The sequence below is a fragment of the Paenibacillus sp. YIM B09110 genome (genome assembly GCF_037167145.1).
Classification (GTDB): Bacteria; Bacillota; Bacilli; order Paenibacillales; family Paenibacillaceae; genus Pristimantibacillus.
In genome coordinates this window covers 67,715-88,152 of sequence record NZ_JBANSP010000013.1, presented here as the reverse complement: position 1 = coordinate 88,152, position 20,438 = coordinate 67,715, and the positions used below count along the sequence as shown (strand labels likewise).

Genomic DNA, 20,438 nt, shown 5'->3' with positions numbered 1-20,438 from the left:
GTTGGTAACTACAAACTTCCACAGCGGACTTTCACCGCCTAGTTATCGCCATGCATGGCGCACAAGCGTAAACGGCTATCGCCGTCCTTTGGCGGCGTAAGCAATCGTTTGGCGGATGAAATATAAGCCTAGTATAAGAGTACAATTTTATACTTTCTTATATTTCAAAAAAATCCCCGGCGCATATAGACACCGGGGATTTCATTAGTGCTTGATGTAACGGTTGGTTTTACTCAGGTTCTGGCTTGGCTGGGAAGACACCATGTAGATTTCACAGCTTTGCTACGGAAGTAACGCCAGTAACGCTGTCTTAGCTTGGCCGTTTGGCATAATCGCGATAAAGTTACGTGCCATAGCGATATCTGCAGCTGATCCAGACGTGACAGCTTTATTGACGGCAGCGGTTGCCGATGCCTCAAGCATTGTATTGTATTCGCCTGCGGTTAACAGATGTAACGCTGTAAATAAACTTGAATTCTTCAGGTGTCCACCTTCAACTTCGAATGTGGTTCTGGTACCGTCAGACTCGTTCGCTCCGTCAGAATCATTCAGCATAACCGATACGCCGATTCTTTTGTTCGCGAGCAGCGCTGCAGGAGCATTATGAAGCGTATTGAACGGAATTGTCAAAGCGTAAATCGTCGTCTTCGTAGCTTCATCTCTCGTAATATTGGCCACGATATTCGAGATCGGAGCAGTCGGTGCATTGGAACCTGTAGGACGAGTCCATGCCCATACGACGTTACCGCCGCCATTGCCTCGCGCGAATCCGAATTCATTCCGCGTCGTGCTGTTGGTCGCAGGATTGAGTAGATCAATGCCTAACTGCAAGCTATCCTGTTTCCATATGTCTCCACCAGTCTGGCTACTATAGTGCACATCGTCCGTGACGACAATGTACGCATATAGATTGTTGTTGTCCCATGCGAAACGCGACTGTACGCTGAGGTCTTGCGGTCCACCCCATGTTCCCATCGTTACATAATCTTCGGTGTTCATTACATAGGCCGGAGTTGCAGCAATCTTCGCCGGGTTGTCTGCTCCGACAGAGCTTACCTTCTCGGCATAAGCCGAGTCAACTTTGGCCTTATACGTATAGGATTTGCCATCGTTGAGCTGTAGCTTGAAGGTGACCAAGCCTGCAACATAATGAGGTAAATCTACCGTTACGGATAGGCCTGCCGCAAGACCGGCGAATGGAACCGGAGTGAAACCTCCAGCATACCCAGAGGGGGAAGCAATCGTTAATGTCCCCGGTGCAGAGGTTCTTCCTCCGACATTAAACTTAAAGTTTAATTGCTTTGCTGCTCCATTTTGAGTGATGTTGAATACGAACGGTTCCGCCGCCAAATCCGCACCGTAAATACCGTACGGGTTATTCGCTGGGGCACTGTTTCTGAGACCAGATGCATAATAGTTATTGCTTAGCTCGATCGATATGCCACCTTGGCGCAGCATGGCATACACATTGTTATTCTGACCGTTCTTAGACGGCTGGAAGTAAGAAGAGTACACATGTGCTTTGCCGGCAGTGACCTCTATACCCGGATTGTCGCCAGGCAACTGAGTGAAGTTAGCTTGCTGGAATCGAACGATACCGTTATTGACGATCGCTCCCGCTACGGTCGGACTTCCCCAGAACGCACTGTTGTACAGGACAAGTTCCGCGTTAGGGTGGATTTTGGTCGTATTCGCAACATCGCCCATTCTGACATACGATCTGTTCGGCTCTGTCGCGATGTTCGTATTAACCAATTCCGAGTTGATCGCGATGATTTTGGTATGTTGGTCCGCGTCTTCCACATAGAGAGCGTACGTCGTTCCGTCCGAACCGTGACCGATCATCGTCATCTTGCCCGGATATGCGAACTGGCCATTCCCGAGATTTCTCTTCAGGAAGTGGATGCCGTATACCGAACCGAACACGAAATTGTTGAAGATCGTCTGATCTTCCACATCAGCGAATTTGAGCGCACTCATGTATCTTTGTACGAATCCGTACAAATCTCCTGAAGGTGCCGTGTATCCTTGACCTCCTGGAAGTCGCAATGCGTAATGCGGATTGAATTGCATATTGCGAATAAATCCGCCCTCCGCTCCGCCTCCAACCCAGATACCTGCTCTGAGGAGCGTACCGCCTAGATAATCGACATAGTGGCCGTCGGTTTTGTAGGATGCGAGATCTATCCCTTTATCGCCTATAGGGATCGTTAAGTTGATCGCATATACGCCTGCCCCCTGTCCTTGTACCAAGAACGGAGCTTTGAGCGTTTGCTCAGGGTTAGTGAGATTGACGCTAGTGATATTGGCTTGCGTAATGATAAGTCCTCGTAGACCTGCATTTGCCTTAAGCTGAATGAGAGAAGCTCCGTTCTCTCCCTGAGCGCCACCGGTATAATTGGTGAATATCGCCGTGCCGCCGCCTTGTGTATGGTGCTGTACATCCCATGTTCCTCTGAGCTCAACACCCTCAGGAACAATGACTGGATTATCCAAGCGATATCTTCCGCCTGGCAGATAGATCGTGCCGCCGCCGTGATTCGCTTTAATATAGTTGAGCGCTTCCTGCAATCTCACAGAGATATCCGCGGTCGGTGCGCTGCTTGTTAACGAGCGCGGGAAGTCAAGTCTGAGCACTGCGTCTGATGTCGGTTTTGGATGTACGTCAATATCTGTTTTGACATTCTTCGGAATCGGTTCGAACAAATATTCGACGTCATTGACGATCTGTTTGGTCGTGCTACTGCCGCCACCGTCTACGTCAAGGTTCAGGTTACTGATATGCGCGGCAAGGTTAGCGCTCTCGATGTTTAAGTTATAGCCTGAGTTCACCGATTTGAACGCCCCGAAGTTGGCTCCAAGATTGACATGGTTGCCAGCCTGCTTGAAGTTGCTCTGACTGATTAGTGCGTTGCCTCGATTAAGGAAATTCAGCGCGTAATTGCTATATTGATCGAACGTACTGTCCTCGAACGATATAACTCCGCCTCTGGCGTTGCTTACAATTGGACCTTTGAATGCAACACCGTTGAATTGAACCGACGTGTTGAAGCGTTCGTCGAATTGTACTGCCGTATCGCCGCCGAATTCCGAATTGGAGATCAGCAAACCGAAGCCGTTGACGTTGTCAATGTACATACCAGTTACACTATCTTCAACCTTCACTCCATAGAACTGCGCGTTCGGAGCTTCGTCGCCGCCAGGCTCTCTTCCGATCCACATCCCCGTCTTGTAGCCGGAAATGTTCAATCCCGATACGTACTCCCAGTCGGAACGATGCATCATGAATCCGGTCGCATTCGCTCTTGTGTACGTTCTTGCGCTCGCTAGAGAAGGTGCGCCGCCCAGTCCCGAATTCGCCCAGTATTTCGGATTCATATTAACGTTCTCGATCCGCCCAATGTCCGTACAGGTGTGAACCACGATGCCCTTATACAGAGCCGTCATATTGCTGTTCAGCACATAATGCATCTCGCTCGGCAGGGAGATGAAACCTCCCCAAGCGTTGACCAAAGTCACGTTATCCAGCGTCACGCTGTTTCCGGTTCTTTGATAGAACGTCCACGGATACGGAATGCCTTTGATGTTCTCAAATTGTCCTGTCTTCTGACCATCTGCGTTTCTCTTCTCAACAAGGGTTGTCGCATCTATATCCTGATTCGGGTACCATACGGACAGGTTAGTTACACCTGTGCCTTGCTCCATGTCGATGAATCGATCGGATACGTTCGCTACTTTTTTGCCGCCAGTCTGGTTCTCACGCTCGTCAGAGTCAACATACGTGTCATAGTTAGCGGAGTTATGTCCGGCATAGACTGCGAGAATCGTTCCGTCGATTTTGCCATCGTAACCAACCGCATCCGGGTTATCCCATTCGCCGCGGAGCTGTACGCCTGCTCGCAAGTTTAATACTTGTTTGTATGAGTAGGTTGTATTGCCTGTCGTGCTTTTCACGCTGATTGTGCCGGTAGTTTCCGAACGGAACGCATAGGTCCCCGCTGGAATATACACTACGCCGCCGCCATCATTGTAAGCCGCATCAATCGCCGCTTGGAATGCCGCTCTGTTATCGAAGTTAACTAAGCCTTCTGTCGCTGCCATCGCTTCTGTCTTTGCACCGAAAGCGAGTACGTTAAAGTCAGAGATCGCCCAATCCTTCGCGTCGTTCACTTGATCGATTGCCGTTCTCATATGTTTCGCGTAATCGTATCGATTCGGGACTGTCAGCATGAATGACTTAGTCTGGGTTACAAGAGCGCCTGCCAGACCTCTCTTTACCGTTGCCGTAAGCGTTACAGTACCGCCGCTGTCTGGACGGCTGGTCGGGATTACGCCTGCTGCGGTAATGAGATTAGCCGCGGATGTCGTCCATGTAATATCCGTCGTATTCTCGCCCGTCGACGGAAGCACTAAGTTCGTTGTCACATTACTCTGAGATGTATTTACGCCTTTGATTAGATTCCATGTCAGTTTGTTGATCATATTAGCTACTGCACCCTCGTCGGTTCCGATACCTGTTCCGCGAACGACAATATTAAAGGTTTTAACAACCGAAGTTGCCGTACCTTTGCTTATTGTCGCCGTAAGGGTTACGGATACATTATTTGCTTGGCGATTAACAGCGCCGGTGGTGCTGTTAATAACCGTATTATTGTTAGATGTCCACACAATGTTCGTACCCGCCGAGCCTGATGAGGCAAGAGTCATATTGGTTTCAACCGAATCTTGATTGGTATTCGCGCCTTTGATTGCGTCCCAAGTCAGCGCGTCTGAAGCAAGCTGTATCGCTTCTGCATCCGTTGGAGCAATTTCGGTTATTCGAATGCTCTGAATGATTGCTCCTGCTGTAGCGAAACGTAAGTGCGCGCCTTGATTTTGTGCGCCTATCGCGAAGTTAGATCCGTTAAGCACAACTTGTGAAGTTACCCAAGTGTTGCCGCTTCCTGTCGCCGGAAGGCTCGCTGAGCGGTACGCATCATACCCGGAGAAACTGCCAGGATATATGGTGTTGTAGTGTAACGAAATACCGCCGGTTGCGCTCGGTCTCCAGTATTTGACCTCTAATTGGACCTTGTTGACTTGCTTAAGCTTAAGGTCATCTACAATGACGTACATGAAATCGCCTACCTGCGCAGAGCCTACACCACTTTGTGGCGCGACTACCACCGGGGTAATGTCTCCGCTCAGGCTGATGCCAATGCCGTTGCCTTGAAGTTTGTTGCCCGATTGAACGAATGTGTTCGCATCGTTGATGTCAATGAACACTGTAGCAGGCTCGGCAGCCGTACGGAGTACGGTCAAATTAAACGTTTTTGTAACAGGCGTTCCGCTGCCTTTGGTTATTGTCGCCGTAAGGGCTACGGCTTTGTCTTGGCTAGCGTCGCGAGTTACACTGCCAGTTGCTGTATTAATGATACCTGTAGGTGTAGCCGACCATGCGATAGAAGTACTATTCGTACCTGTTGTCGCAAGCGTCAACGCCGTTTTCACTTCGGATTGAATGGTATTCGCATTTCTGATCGTGTTCCAAGTCAGATTAGCGGCTGCATCCGCTATGGCCTGACTATCGGCATTATACTCGACTTGAACTCTTGTATGCGTTCCTGCAAAAGGATACTGCGTACTTTGAGCCGTACGTGCGAATGTATAGTAGATGTTCCCTGCTGGTTTCGTTAATGTCGCGGAATACACGCCTCCACTCAGAGTACCCGTCGTCCAATCCCCTGCTGCAGGAGTGCTGCCAGTTGTGTTGATCGCGAACTGCACAGCCTGACCGTTCGTCGGTGCTGCTGACGATAACGTTACGTTGCTAGCCGTCACAACAGCTGCGGGAATCGGTCTCGGTGAATCCGTAGTGCTCTGGAAGCGCGGGTTCTTAATGTAGATGTCGCCTTGGGGCAGAGCTGCCCATTGCAATTGCAATCTTCCTGATTCGACCGTGTCCAGATTAACGGGATTGAAGCCATTCGGAGAATTGGCTGCTGATAATTGCGCACGTACCGTAATCCATCCGTTAGCAGGTCCATTTCGCATTTCGCTAACGTTAAGATTAAGACGCGAATTGGTGTCAATATTATTGCCGCCAGCCGATATGGCAATCCAGTTGTTCCCATTGAAATTCAATAGGTCCGCATGCGTAACATACATATCAAATACAAAATATTGATTTGCGTAACCTAATAGATCCTGGTTGCCGCTACTGTTAATAAAGCGAGCATCCCAGATCCGTTCGATGCCTGCGCCGATTCTTCCAGCGCCCAGTTTGAACGCATTGTTGCCGTCCGGTGCAACAGCATTTGCTCCTTCATTCGAATTAGGGAAGAATGTCGCAGCCTGAGCGTTGACCGCCGCCGGTACAGCTTTTACCGTCACAGTGAAGGCTTTCGTAGTACTTGCAGTGCCCTTCGTTATGGTCGCTGTGAGTACGACGGTTTTGTCCACTTCTCTATTCAACAACCGATTAATGCTTCCAGTGCTGCTAATTGCCGCATTGTTCGAGGACCATGCGACGTTCGTTGTTCCTATTAGCGTCGGAAGACTAAGTGCTGATTTCACATCCGTATTCAACGTATTACTGCCTTTAATCGTATCCCATGTCAGAGACGCTGCTGCATTATTAACCACTGTTTGATCGCTAGTAGATGTTACCGTAGTTCTTGTAGATGCGCCGATGAAGGGATAACTGCTGTTTGCTTTCGTGCGCGCGAATACATAGTAGGTAGTTACCGAGGGTAATGTGGCGAATTGATATGAATACACGCCACTATTGAGAATTCCATCTGCCCAACCGGATGTAGGAGCATTCCCATCTTGGCTTATTGCCAATTCCACCGCTTGCCCGCTAGCCGGTGCATTCGTGGATGCTGTTCTCGTTGCTACGTTAAGTTCGGGAACTGCTGATGGTGAAAGTGGAACGCCTAAATTGCTTTTCTGGAAACGAGGGTTCTTGATGAACACCGGAGTGCTAGGGACACCTGTACCCCACTGCAGGTGCATGGCCAGTCTGGTTACTTTGTCCAGCCAGGCGTCATTGAAATTGCCGGCTACGGTACTTGTCGACGATAACTTCGTATAGACCGTCGCCCATGTACCAACCGCCGCATTCGTGACACCGCTTAGATTAAGCTGGAGACGAGAATCATTGTTGAACTTGTCACTAGAGGGATTGCTGTCGCTTACGATGACGAGCCAGTTATTTCCTTGCATACTTTTGAAGCTCTCACTCGGAACGTACATCTCGAATACAAAGTAGCCGTCCTTATAAGCAGATACATCTCTTAGAGGCGACACATTCGGCGTGAAGAGGTTGTCCCAAGGCGCTCCGTTCTTCGAGGTTCCGGTATTAAGACTCCATGCTGTCTGTCCATCCGGCGCAGCAGTTGATGTCGCCGTATTACTATCTGTACCTGCATTTACGGTCAAAAGATTTACGTTATCTCCCCATGCTGCGCTTACTGTCATAACCGGAGAAAACAAAGTAAGTAGCATCGCTGTCACAAGTAACGATGCTAATAACCGTCTCTTCATCATTATAAAATTTCCTCCATACTTCATATTTTTTAGGTTTTGCAGAGATCCCTTAGCTCTTTAGCCAACATTTAAGCTAGCAACTACTAAACCTTTCATGCGTTGTCTATCTACTCTTGATCAGCCCCCTGTGTGAGAATCATTTTTTACCGATCTTGGTAAAGCGCGTCCGTCTACAGCCGATACAATGATAGCGTTTTCAAAAACTCAAAAAAAAACAACAGGATTCAAAGAGCGATAAGCGTACGTGCAATAACGTAACCTTACTACTTCTTTTCATCCTGTCATCATTTGCCGAACACACTCTGTAAATATGTGGACATATCCTATCATACGAGTGTTGCAATAGAGTTCCAATGAGGCAGTCTTATCCTTTACGGGGGCAATATTACTTTAAGTGCTTGCACCAAAAAAAATAAAACGGCACGGGGATTCTCCCGTGCCGTTTCAGATTCCATTTTCATTTCCGCTTATATCTTTTAGCTTAACTTATGACATTGTTCTGTGCCCTCTTCATTACGCTTTAGGTTTTAGATAAGATCCGACTGCTTAAGCAGTCTTTGGATCAGCGTCGCCACTTCGGCGCGGGTGACAGTGGCTTTGGCTTCGAGCTTGCCGTCGCTACGGCCGTTGATCAGCCCTGCCTCTGCGGCTAACGCGATGCTGTCTGTTGCCCACGCGCCCATATTGGCGCTGTCGGCAAACTTGCCAAGCACTGCATCCTTATCGGGCACGCCCGTTTCCTTGGCGAGACCCGTCAGCTTCATCGCCTGGGCGATGACAACCATTGCCTGCTCGCGCGTGATCTTGGCGTTCGGCTGGAAGGTGCCGTCCTCATAACCCGAGACCAGGCCGTAGTCTAAGGCTGTCTGAATGGCGCTCGCATACCAAGCGTCCGTTGCGACGTCGCTGAAGCTATGCGCTCCCTCACCCAGTCTCAGTCCCAGTCCGCGCACGATCATCGCCACGAACTCGGCGCGGGTGATTTCCGCGTCCGGATTGAACGTTGTCTCGTTCACGCCATGGATGACGAGACGCGACCCCATGTCGTTCGCTGCTTCCTTAGCCCAATGCTTCTCCACATCGGCAAAGGCAATTGGATGCCAAACGACCGCGTAAGTGCTGTTAGTCAAACTATTGATTTTTGCGTAAGGCTTGCCGTCAATCATTACGATCTTGGTCGGTACGTGCCGAACCGTTCCGTCCGGATCAACGACGACGCCCGTTGTAATTCGGTTCGGGTCGATGCCATCAGGTAATGCGACCATGCGTTCAACATAGACGTTATATGCCGTAACCTCGACGGTTTTCCCGCCGTAGGTGGCTGTGACCGTGAAGTCAACTGCGGGCACGACAACAGAGAATTCGCCCTCCGACGCTGCGCTCTCGACTACCTTGGCCATCGTGTCGGTCGTTTGCGCAACCGTGACTTTCAGCTGAATGTCCTCCAGCTTCACGTTGCTGCCGAGCTTGCCGGCTAATTCGTCGATGTTAATCTCCTTCGCCGGCAATGAATAGGCGCCCTTGTCCGTCTGCAGGACGAGCGTTGCCAAGAGATTCTCCATGTTTTTGACCATCTGGCCGTTCAACTCGCCGACAATGACGTTGGACGCCGACTTGACCGGAATGGTGACGACGGCATTCACGCCCTCCTCATCCAGCTTCGACTGAAGCTTGGCCGGGTCGACGACGACCGTCGTCGTCTTGATGCCGCCCGATTCTGTCGTTGTTGCTTTGCCCGCATTTTCAACCTTGCCGTTAACCAGCACGTCGACCGACTCTTCATTTGGATCGGTCGATGCTTCGTTAGTAGGCGGTGTAACCGACTGTTCGGCGATAACACGCGCTGTCGTATGACCGAACTTCACGACTTCGCCCAGCGCGTTTATCTCGGCTACGCCGATCTTGTCGCCGTTCGCCGCCGGGATCAGGCGGTCGCTTGGTACGGTCAAGTAACCGCTAAGCGTGTCGCCGACATTCGGTACGTCTACAATGCCGCTGCCGAAGTTAAAGTAGACCAGCCTGTTCGCGCCGTCGATGGAAGGCGTTACCGCAATTCGGGTTTTGCCATCGTTTGCCGCACCTCTAGCGTCTACGGAGGTCACCGTCAAGCCTCCTGCCGGAACGGAAGCATTCGTCGTGAAGATCAGCGTAGCGGCCGGTCCCGCCGGAATGGAGCCGCTGGCAGCCACCCGCACCTGAACCGTATGCTCGCCGCTCAACTGCGGCATGTTGGTTCCGTTATATCGGACGTAAGCTTCACCGTCGACCGAGAATTCCATCGTAGTGTCCAGACCGATAATGACATTGCCCGTATCGTCGGCACTCACATTCGGCTCCCCTGGAATGGTCGCATCCGTGTCATGGATGGTTGCCTGAGCGGGGATAGAGGCAAATGCCGATTCTGTTGCGGCTACTCGCACATAATAATCGCCAGGCGCTAGTCCGACAACCGACGATTCCGTTATATTCGTCCATGTTTCCGTATTCTCTATTTTAAACTCCATCGTAGAATTTACGTTGAGAATAGAACCGTCATTCGCTCCGTTGTAGGTAATATCCGTCACCGTTATATCAACCGGAGCTGCCGGGCGGGACGGCAGGCTCAGCATCTGCGCCTCGCTGTCGGCTGTCGTCGTGCCGTTGCCCTTCTTCACCACGTTCACGACTTCGCCCAACCAACTGTCGTCGATCGCTGCTTTGCCGCTGTCGTCCGCCGTCACCTCCGTACCGTTAATGGAGTAGGCTGAGTTCGGCTCCAGTCCCGTCAGCTGTTCCGCCGCGTAATCGATCACCGCCTCTGGTGTCGTCTCCGGAGGCGAGATGAACGCCGCGATCGTTACTGTCTGTGCATCAGATGCGAAGGCCGAAGACGTTGCTTTGACGCGCACGTAATACGTATCCGGCGCCAACTCCGAAATGTTCGTACCGGTTACGCTTGTCCAACTGCCAGCCGTCCCCTTCTTGTACTCCATCGCAGACGTCACGTTCGTCAGCGTGCCGTTGTTGCCGCTAATGGATGTCTCGTCCGTCTTATCTGCGGCCGGCGTCGCTGGGCGGGACGGCAAGCTGACTGTCTGCGCCGTGCTGTCGGTCGTCGACGTGCCGTTGCCCTTCTTCACCACGTTCACCGCTACGCCCAGCCAACTGCCGTCGATCGCTACCTTGCCGCTGCCGTCCGCCGTTACCGGCGTACCGTTAATGACGTAGTCGCCGCTCGGCTCCAGTCCCGTCAGCTCTTCCTCCGTGTAGTCAATCTCCGCCTCCGGCGTCGTCTCCGGCGACCCGATGAATGCCGTGATTGTTACTGTCTGTGCATCAGACACGAAGGCCGAAGACGTTGCTTTGACGCGCACGTAATACGTATCCGGCGCCAACTCCGTAATGCTCGTACCGGTTACGCTTGCCCAACTGCCAGCCGTCCCCTTCTTGTACTCCATCGCCGACGTCAAGTTCGTCAACGTTCCGTTGTTGCCATTTATGGACGTCTCGTCCGTTTTTCCTGCGGTCGGCATAGCCGGGCGGGACGGCAAGCCCACTGTCTGCGCTGTGCTGTCGCTCGTCGTCGTGCCGTTGCCCTTCTTCACTACATTCACCGCTACGCCCAGCCAGTTGCCGTCGATCGCTACCTTGCCGCTGCCGTCCGCCGTCACCGCCGTACCGTTAATGACGTAGTCGCCGCTCGGCTCCAGGCCCGTCAACTGTTCCTCCGTGTAGTCGATCTCCGCCTCCGGTGTCGTCTCCGGTGACCCAATGAATGCCGCAATCGTGACCGTCTGCTCAACAGATGCGAAGGCCGAAGAAGTTGCTTTGACGCGCACGTAATACGTATCCGGTGTCAACTCCGTAACGCTCGTACCGGTTACGCTTGTCCAGCTGCCGGCCGTCCCCTTCTTGTACTCCATCGCCGACGTCAGGTCGATCAACGTTCCGTTGTTGCCATTAAAGGACGTCTCGTCCGTCTTTCCTGCGGCTGGCATAGCCGGTCGGGACGGCAAGCTAACTGTCTGCGCCGTGCTATCGGTCGTCGAAGTGCCGTTGCCCTTCTTCACCACATTCACCGCTACGCCCAGCCAACTGCCGTCGATCGCTACCTTGCCGCTGCCGTCCGCCGTCACCGCCGTACCGTTAATGGTGTAGGCGCCGTTCGCCACCAATCCCGTCAGCTGTTCTGCCGCGTAGTCAACTCCCGCCGTTGGCGTCGCTTCAGGAGAAGTCGGTGCGGTTACCGCAACCGAATTGGAATCCGTGGAACTGGAGCCCGTTGCCGCAATATTCGTCGCTTTAACCGTGAACGTATAGTCTCCTACTGGTAGACTTGGGACCGTAATCGGGCTGGAAGTGCCCGACGCGGTAATGTTACCCGGCGAGGAAGTGACCGTGTACTTCGTAATCGCGGCACCGCCGTCATCTGCCGGAGGAGTAAAGTATACCTTCGCCTGGTTAACGCCACCTTCAGCACTAACGTTCAATGGGGCGCTAGGAGCCGATAGGTTGTACAGTTTGAATTCATATATTCGAAAATAAGTATCGTAATTAGCGCTAATAACAAGTCTGACATATCTCGCAGTAACTGGTGACGATAAAGGTTTCACGCCCGAGTCATAATACGAGGTTGGAGTCATCGTAGCCGAAGCGTTAGGATCGTTGATAGGAGTGAAGTTTACGCCATTCGAGCTGATTTGCAATTCGATCCCCATAATGTACCACCCACGATAAATTTCCCATGCATTAAAGGTCGTCGGTGTGCCTAAATCGACCGTTAAATGGCCCCCTGTAGTTGTATTGTTTTGAGACCAGAAAGTACCGTTAACGCCATCTACTGCATTACTTCCCACGTAGCTGCTAAAAGTACCGCTTACCGTCACCGGCTTGTTCAGCGCCAGGTTCGTCGCAGCCGCATGCGTCTTTTGCCAATCTACAAAGAACGAAACGTTAAACATCAGCAAAAAAGCCAAAGTTGTTGAGATGAATTTTTTGAGCTTAGAATTTTTCGGAACCATTCAAGTGCCTCCCTAGTTGTTTTGATGCACGCTATGGTGACATTATAACGGGAGCGATGTTGCAAAATTGTTGCAAAACAAAAAGAACCCGCTTCGAAATGCAGGTTCCTTCGTGAGATAGGTTTCAATTCGTGAAGGCGCGAAGCAACGCGGCAAGCGTGTCGCCCGGAACGGCTCCCAGTTCGGTCTGAATCAACTCGGCATATGCTTCATAGTAGGCGGCCGCGCGCTTGGAACCGCCAATGCGATACTGCAGCTTCAGAGCCGATTCCCGCAGCGATTCGTCGTAAGGGTCATGTTCGACCAGCAGATCTGCTAACCGCATTGCCTTGAGCGGCTCCGCCTCGGCTCGCTCGTAATACAAGAGCAGTTTCTTCCCAAGGTGCAGGAAGTACTGACGATACTGCTTGCGGTAAGGCTCGCACCAGGCGCCGTCGAACTCCTGCAGGAACGGTCGGCTACAGCGGAGTACGAGCTGTTCGACATAGGCTAGATTGTCCGGGATCGGCTCGACGGCATCCAGCACGAACAGCTCCAATTCCGCCGCGTCCACCGATGGCGCTTCTTCGGACACAACCAGCCTGTAGCCGTTTCTGACGGAAGCCAGCGCCATTCCCGAACGGCAATCCCGTAACGTCTTGTTGATTCTGCTAACCGTGCTGCGAAGGTTGATGCCCGCCTTCTCCTCATTCTGGGTCGGCCAGAGCGCATCGAACAACTCCCACTTGCTGACCTCTTTGTCCAAAGGCTGCAGCAGCATATACGCGAACAACTCCGCGCACTTGGCCGTCACCCAGCGAACCGGCTCGAGGGCATCATCCATATGCAGCGCGAACTTGCCGAACAGCGCGGCAACGGCCGTCTGTTGTCCTGTGCTGCCGACCGCCACTCCGCGATGCTGCCGTCTCTTGCCGACGCGTTCCAGCGTACGCTCCAAATCCTCCTCCATCACCGGCTTTAACAAATAATCAAGAGCATTCACTCGGAAAGCGTCGATCGCGTATTGATTGTAGGCGGTAATGAACACGACTTCCATGTCGAGCTTGTCCGCATAGACCCGCTCCGCGATTTCCAATCCGCTCAGCTCCGGCATTTCGATATCGAGAAACAGGACATCGGGCTGCAACGCTTTGGCCATGCCAAGCGCCTCGTGAGGATTCACGCAGCGCCCCAACACCTTCACGCCGGCTTGAACCAACATTCTGTCCACTTGCTCGGCAACGAGCAGCTCGTCATCTACGACAATCGCTTTTATCATCCTGCATCGTCCCCTCTTCGTCAGATCCGGCCTTCCCCACGCTGGAAGGAATCAAGAAGGCAACGGTCGTTCCCTTGCCCTGAACGCTCTCCACCAGCAAGCCTTGCCCGAACTCGTTCATTAGCCGCTTATGTACGTTAATCAGACCGATGCTTCCTTCCAACCGCTCCGGCTTTGCGATTCGATCCAGCTGTTCCTCGGACATGCCGACCCCATCGTCCAGTACGGCCATACGCAAGCCCTGCGGCTCCAGCTTCGCCCGAATGACCACCGTGCCTCCCGACAGTCGCTTCATGATGCCGTGACGAATCGCGTTCTCGACCAATGGCTGCAGGAGCAATGCCGGAATCAACGTCTCCGTTCGGACATCCACATCCCATTCCACATTCAGACGCGAGCCGAAACGCGCCATCTCCAGCTCGACATAGGATTTGGTGAGAGACAGCTCCCGCTTCAGACTGACCTTGGCATACCGGGGGTCCAGATCGAAGCTTAGCCGCAAATAGTTGCTGAATTCGCCCAGCAGCTTGCCTGCCCTCGGGCCGTCGCTATAGCATAACGAGATAATACCGCTCAAGGCGTTGTATATAAAATGCGGCTTGATCTGCGATTGCAGAAATAACGTCTCCATGTGAATGGCCTGCCCGACGGCTTCCTTTAATTGAAGCATCGTCTGCACCCGAGCCAGCAGCTCCTTGCCGCTGAACGGCTTCACCAGAAAATCGTTAGCCCCCGCCTCGAGCCCCATCGCGATATCAGCCGGCGAGCTGCGTACCGTCAGCAGGATAACCGGCAGCTTGTAGAGCGGGTGCTCCTCCCGAATTCGCCTGCACACTTCATACCCGGAAAGCTCGGGCATCATCACGTCGAGCAGGACAAGCGACAGATCGCCGCGATGCTCCTGAATCAGCTTGAGCGCGTCCGCTCCGTTATAAGCCACGAGAACGTGATAACGACTAAGCGCGAATAACTCCCGCAATACCTTGATATTGGAGGCATCGTCATCTACCAGCAAAATCTTCATCTTTGGAGATCGATCCATCGCGTGCGGAGACGATTCTTCAGCCGCCAGCGAGCTTGCCCCGGATAGCAGCGGCGGTTCCTCGCCGACGGCGGCTTCTGCCCTGGCGGCCTCCATTTCCCTTTGCGCTGCCGACGCCTCCGGCAGCCGCAGCTCGAACACCGAACCTCTTCCTCGCTCCGACCACTTCAATTCCAGACCGCCGCCCATTTGTATCGCAAGAGCCTTCGATATTTTCAGACCTAGACCGGATGATTGAAACATCGAATTCGTCGGTTGTTCGCCGCCTTCGTACAGGCGGGCTTTGAATAGCTCCCGCTGCCGATCCTCGCTCATCCCGGCACCGGTGTCCGTGAACGTCAGGCTCAGCCAGCCCTCTCGCGACTCTGCGGCCACCGACACGCTTCCCCGCTCCGTATATTTCAACGCATTGCCGACTAAATTTACGAGTATTTGCTTCAGGCGGTTCTCATCGGTGAACAAATAGTAGGTTCCCGGAGGCACCTGATTGACCAGCCTCACTTGATCGTTCCTGCGCATAATGGTTAACGCTTCGAGCGTAGCCTGCACCGTGCCGCTGACGTCGAAATGCCGATTGTGGAAAGCCAAGCTCCCTAGCTGCAAGCTCTGAAAATCGATAATATCGTTCACCAGCGTAGACAGACGGTTCGCTTGGGCAATGATGAAGCTCAAGTTGTCGCGATGCCGATGCGCCATCTCTTCGCCGCTCTGGTCGATGACCACCTGCGCCAGATTAATAATGCCGTGCAGCGGCGTTTTGAACTCGTGGGAGGTGTGGATAAGAAATTCGTCTTTTTGGCGATCGTACGCAATAAGCTGTTCGGCCAATCGCTCGTTCCGCACGAACGCGTCGCGCATCCGGTCCGACATGAGAAACGATTGCGATAGAACGAGAAGCAGCGGCGTGACGATCATATAGTACGGGTTGTCGAGCGCCAGCTGATAGCGCGTCTGAGCATACACCCAGCTAATAATAAGGAAGAATAGACCGAGCAAAATATAGTAAATCTGAACCCCGCCATTCCGATTAAGAAAAATCCAGCGAATCATGAACGCGAAGGTGACCAATTGCAGAACGATCCCGAGCCAAAGCATATCGACCAGGTAGTCGTTCGGCAGAGCAGCCAATACGATCAAATAGACGTATGAGACCCTTCTCAGCCACTTATATCCCGTGCTCTCCTTCAGGTCCAAGTACAGATAGACATAGAGAGTAAACGAGAAGACGGATACGTAAGGCAGGATAAAGAGCATTTTCTGCAGCAACAGAAAGGATATGCCCGGGAACAGAGTTGCCATGACGATTTCGTTGTCGATGCTGAAGAACAATCCCAATGACAAGCAGAACAAACTGAAGCAGACGAGATAAGGCTCTTTCTTCCATTGCTTGAACGTACCTGCGAAATAAACTCCGAATACGAGCAGCGCGGTGATGACAATCATATCTGCTAGACGGGCATTATCGCGCCTGGCCATGACATCATCCGTTAATCCGAATTCCGGCGCTTGCACCAATCCGCCTTCCAAATAGCGGTAGCTAGCTATCTGAATGATAACATCAATGGTGCCGGTATCCGCTTTGATCGTGCCGAACACCGGAAGATTGCTTGGTACGAATCGATCCGCCGACAAATCCGGTTTTCCGGAACCGCCTAGGTCCAATCCATCCATATAGATGCGGTTGGACATGCGAATTTTTTTGCCTCTAAGGCTATAAAAATCAGGCTCGCCAACCTCGACTCGCAGACGATACGTACCCGCGCCATACCCGCTGCCCGAGGAAACGACTCCCTTCCACCCTCCGGGAACGCTAACGATTCGGCGCTCTGCTTCGAGTGTATTGTCGCTTGCGTCAAAATCTTGCGGAGTCAGCAGCTTGTTCTCGTAAAACTCCCACTCTCCCCGCAGCGGTACAATTCCTTGCTTCGTAAAATCCCAATGTGTGGCGTCCAGCACCCCTCCTCGCGCTTCCGGGTACTGAAACGTAGGATTCACCCATTCATAGATGAATAGCGATATAACGACGGTAAAGACAACAACCATACCGATTAGAACTGTCAATTGCTTTCTCATTGCGTCCATTTCCCTTTTTCCCAAAATCTTCATTAGCACATTGACCTAAATATACTACACCCTGCGTTGGTTTTTCACTTTTTTTAGCCATAGAGTTCCAAAAAAAAGACTCCCCATACGGTAGACAAGTTTCATATTTCACCTGTCTACTATATGGGGAACCTATCAATTCAGCGGCAACCTTTTATTTATTCAACATTCTCAAAAACGGAACATCCGCCGGAGCAAACGTATACTCCGCGAACTCCTCCGCCCTAACCCATCGATAATCATCATGATCCGTCTGCACGATCTCACCGCTCACGAATCTCGCTTTATATGCGATGAGCTTGATCGTCACCGTCCCGTAATCATGCTCATTGGCGCCGACATACGCATAGGGCTCGATGGTGATGCCCATCTCCTCCAGCAGCTCTCTCCGCAAGCAGTTCTCGGGCGATTCGCCCGGCTCCAGCTTGCCGCCGGGAAACTCCCACATGCCCTCCTGCGACTTCCCTTTGGTTCGCCGTGCAACCAGTATTCGACACGCTTCGTCCTCAATAATGGCAGCCGCCACTTCAATCATTTCCGTTCACATCCTATTCGGAGTGGCTCATTTCCTTTAAGCGCCGGATGATGCTCATTTCCTTGCAATATATCAGATATCAAATCGCCCCAGCACCTTTATGCTGGACGTATTGTTGCAACTGCTCATAAATATCCCTCTTCAGCTTGGCCAAAACCTGCTTTTTCATGTTCTCCTTTTGCAGATAGTTTCCAAACAACCTGTTCTGGATCTCGTCTTCGCTTTTAAATAAACCCGGGAAGGCTTTATGCACATCCTCTCGATACAAATCGGAGTAAAGTCTGAACCTCTGCAATATCTCGAAGGCTACATCGTTGTGAGTTTCATACAAACTTTTTAAACCTAACACGTCTGCATTACGTGTTACGCTCGGGTCCTCAGTAAGTGAGACGGACAACAACTTTTCATCTAGAATCGACTTTACGTCCTTAATATTGAAATGGATTCGAAACAAGTTTTCCATATCCTTATGTTCATCGTAGGGGGAAGCGTCTATGTCATCTGTCCCTTTCGTATGATTGCAGCTCGGGCACGAAGGGATTAAATTAAAGAATGACATAGCCAAAAACGGGTACTTCGACTTACTATGAAAATGATCGAGTTGACATGTTCGTTTTCTTCCACGCGCTCCTCTGTCAACATTGCCTATATGATTCCGATTGCATAGCGGGCAGACACGAATACCAAGACGGTCTGTCATAGCAAGAGCATTATACCCATTATTTCCGATAGATTCTTTCCGTAAAGAGAAGTTATTCTCGTACATATTTACCAAGTATTTAATATAATCAGGGTAAACACCTGGAACTCCACACTTATTCCGTATCTCTAAAAGCTTTTTTGGCTTAGCGGTGATTACCAACTCTAAATTATAACTGCTGTCAAAGCTGCCAAACCAGTTATCGAACATATCCGTTTTATATTTTCGGCTTTTTCCAATATGGTCGGCAATTTCATTATAATGTTCCTTAGCCAGCTGGTCTTGTTCCGTATCATAGATGTTAATCATTCCGCTCCTCCGAAATACCAAGACGTTTCATTTCTTGCTTCCAAAATTCGTACTGTTGCCTCGTGCGCTCCTCTTGTCTGCGTTCAGGTAATAAGTTGTTATACATCTCCAACAATTTCCCCGAAAGTACAGGCTCGCCAATCAATCGAATTACGTCAAGTAAAGGCTCAAGCTCTGCTTTCTGCAATGGTTGCACTTGCTTTTCTTGCATGTGCTGTTCATACTGCTTATCCTCCATTTTCTTGAGGTCCCTGATCACACCGTTAATTTTATCCTGCGCGAACTCACCGAAAGTGGATTTCATAAAGAATCCTCTCTTGTACAAATCGTGAATATTGGCGGCGAATGTTGATTTCATCTCATCCCCATAAAGTCCATCCGATACAGTCGTTTTCTCTCCATCGCGTTTCAAGTAATTGACACTTGAGGCTGGCAAATCGGAAAGCAGGAATGGGGAATGCGAAGTAATAATGATCTGGACACGTCGATTCGGTCCATAAATGGCCGACAAGAAACGAATTAGGCTATTAATAAAGACTCGCTGCCATTCCGGATGGAAATACAGCTCTCCCTCATCAATTAGCAATAATACATTTGGGGTAAGGTAGACGTTGCTACCGAACGGTTGTCCGTCCGCTCTTGTATACAATCGCGAGAGCAGGTTCAAGAAGGCCTTCTCACCGGAACTCAACGGCCAGTCGAAGTCCAAGTAGGGAAACGCTTGATAAGAACCACGGTACAACTTAATAAACCGGTGAGATTCACTCGACTCAACGGACTGAGCCCGCACCGGAATCGCGAAGGTTGAGTCGGTCCAATCTTTAGGATCGACCGCGTGTGAAAACTCAGTGAAAACATCGACCATTCCATTAAGGTGATCTATCCAAGTCCTATCATCTAACGACAATAACGAAGTTCTATTATACATAGCTTGAAAAAAAACTTTAGAATATTCTAAAAATGATCTCTTACCAGAAATAACGCTTGTAAAATCCAAAAGAGAATCATCTTTCTTTAACATATTCTCGTTCATGTAAATCGATAATTCCTTCAAAAAGCTACGAAATAAAGCCCGATGGGCTCGGTACTTGAATAATTCCCGTTTCGCCAATATCCGATGATCTTTTGAAGATTTCTGTTGAATTGATTGCGCGATTTCGATCAGTTTATTATCGACATATTCATGTAACTGACTATAAAAATGAGCAAATCTTCCTAAGCTTTTGTCGTCATTTGCATCGAACTCTCTGATCCTAACGATTAGCTGTTTTGGAATTCGAACGGGTAGAGGTTCTTCGAACGTATTCGGGAACTCATGCACAAGAATGACTTGCCGATTCAAATCCTCGTCCCGATGCACGTCGAGCAAGTGTTGCTTCTCCAAGTCCATTCCCTCCTCCATCCGTCGGACTTTATCTTTACGGACAAGGTAGTTCGTAGATAAGTTATAGTAGTTATTTAACTGTTCTTCATATGTATGGTCAAATATACCCGAATAAAATATTACCGAGCTATCTGGCAGCTTAAGTGAACTTTCCGCCTTCCTATACTGCTGCGCGTTCGAGAGATGGCCATCAGGATCCTTCACTTGCAATCGAGGGATAACAGAATCATCGTACAAGATGATGACATCGTTTCGAGCGTCCCGGAGCACGACCAAAGCTTGGTATACATCCCTGTTTTGTGCTCGAACCAGTACATTTTTTATATAATCAAGAAAACGCGTCTTTCCAGTTCCGTTCTCTCCAACGATTGCTGTAATATTAGATATGACGGCCGAATCTTCCGCGATTTTATCCTTATGTCGGAAAAATCCCGGTATGTATTCAGGATTACGTGAAACAGATAGCAATCCATCATTTGCATCGAATTCAAATCTCAGTTGGGCATCCAACTGAAAACCCTGTTTCTGAAAGGGCCCGTAATCATTAAACCAAATATATAGAATCTCCATCTTGTTC

At 50.7% G+C, this 20,438-nt stretch carries 7 protein-coding genes; all 7 read right to left on the bottom strand.

Features of this window, described 5'->3' with window-relative positions:
* Positions 1-282 precede the first annotated feature (282 nt).
* Positions 283-7,461, bottom strand: a complete 7,179-nt coding sequence (locus tag V8F51_RS19320; protein ID WP_337102026.1) for an immunoglobulin-like domain-containing protein — start codon at positions 7,459-7,461, stop codon at positions 283-285.
* A gap of 596 nt (positions 7,462-8,057) precedes the next feature.
* Positions 8,058-12,530, bottom strand: a complete 4,473-nt coding sequence (locus tag V8F51_RS19315; RefSeq protein ID WP_337102025.1) for an S-layer homology domain-containing protein — start codon at positions 12,528-12,530, stop codon at positions 8,058-8,060.
* Positions 12,531-12,654: 124 nt separating this feature from the next.
* Positions 12,655-13,788, bottom strand: coding sequence for a response regulator (locus V8F51_RS19310; RefSeq protein WP_337102024.1), 1,134 nt, complete (start codon positions 13,786-13,788; stop codon positions 12,655-12,657).
* On the bottom strand, positions 13,763-16,903 hold the full coding sequence (locus tag V8F51_RS19305; RefSeq protein ID WP_337102023.1) for a hybrid sensor histidine kinase/response regulator: 3,141 nt from the start codon (positions 16,901-16,903) through the stop codon (positions 13,763-13,765). Before V8F51_RS19305 ends, V8F51_RS19310 begins: the two co-directional genes overlap by 26 nt.
* A 184-nt stretch (positions 16,904-17,087) precedes the next feature.
* Positions 17,088-17,468 carry a (deoxy)nucleoside triphosphate pyrophosphohydrolase gene (locus tag V8F51_RS19300; protein WP_337102021.1) on the bottom strand — a complete coding sequence of 127 codons (381 nt, stop codon included), beginning with the start codon at positions 17,466-17,468 and terminating at the stop codon, positions 17,088-17,090.
* 79 nt (positions 17,469-17,547) lie between these two features.
* Entirely contained in the window at positions 17,548-18,477 is a 930-nt protein-coding gene (locus V8F51_RS19295; protein WP_337102020.1) for a hypothetical protein, read from the bottom strand.
* On the bottom strand, positions 18,470-20,431 hold the full coding sequence (locus V8F51_RS19290; RefSeq protein ID WP_337102019.1) for an AAA family ATPase: 1,962 nt from the start codon (positions 20,429-20,431) through the stop codon (positions 18,470-18,472). Before V8F51_RS19290 ends, V8F51_RS19295 begins: the two co-directional genes overlap by 8 nt.
* Between the last annotated feature and the right edge of the window lie 7 nt (positions 20,432-20,438).

Coding starts and splice junctions, on each gene's coding strand:
- V8F51_RS19320 (WP_337102026.1), bottom strand. CDS start 7,461: ATGACAGTAAGCGCAGCATGGGGAGATAACGTAAATCTTTTGACCGTA.
- V8F51_RS19315 (WP_337102025.1), bottom strand. CDS start 12,530: ATGGTTCCGAAAAATTCTAAGCTCAAAAAATTCATCTCAACAACTTTG.
- V8F51_RS19310 (WP_337102024.1), bottom strand. CDS start 13,788: ATGATAAAAGCGATTGTCGTAGATGACGAGCTGCTCGTTGCCGAGCAA.
- V8F51_RS19305 (WP_337102023.1), bottom strand. CDS start 16,903: ATGAGAAAGCAATTGACAGTTCTAATCGGTATGGTTGTTGTCTTTACC.
- V8F51_RS19300 (WP_337102021.1), bottom strand. CDS start 17,468: ATGATTGAAGTGGCGGCTGCCATTATTGAGGACGAAGCGTGTCGAATA.
- V8F51_RS19295 (WP_337102020.1), bottom strand. CDS start 18,477: ATGATTAACATCTATGATACGGAACAAGACCAGCTGGCTAAGGAACAT.
- V8F51_RS19290 (WP_337102019.1), bottom strand. CDS start 20,431: ATGGAGATTCTATATATTTGGTTTAATGATTACGGGCCCTTTCAGAAA.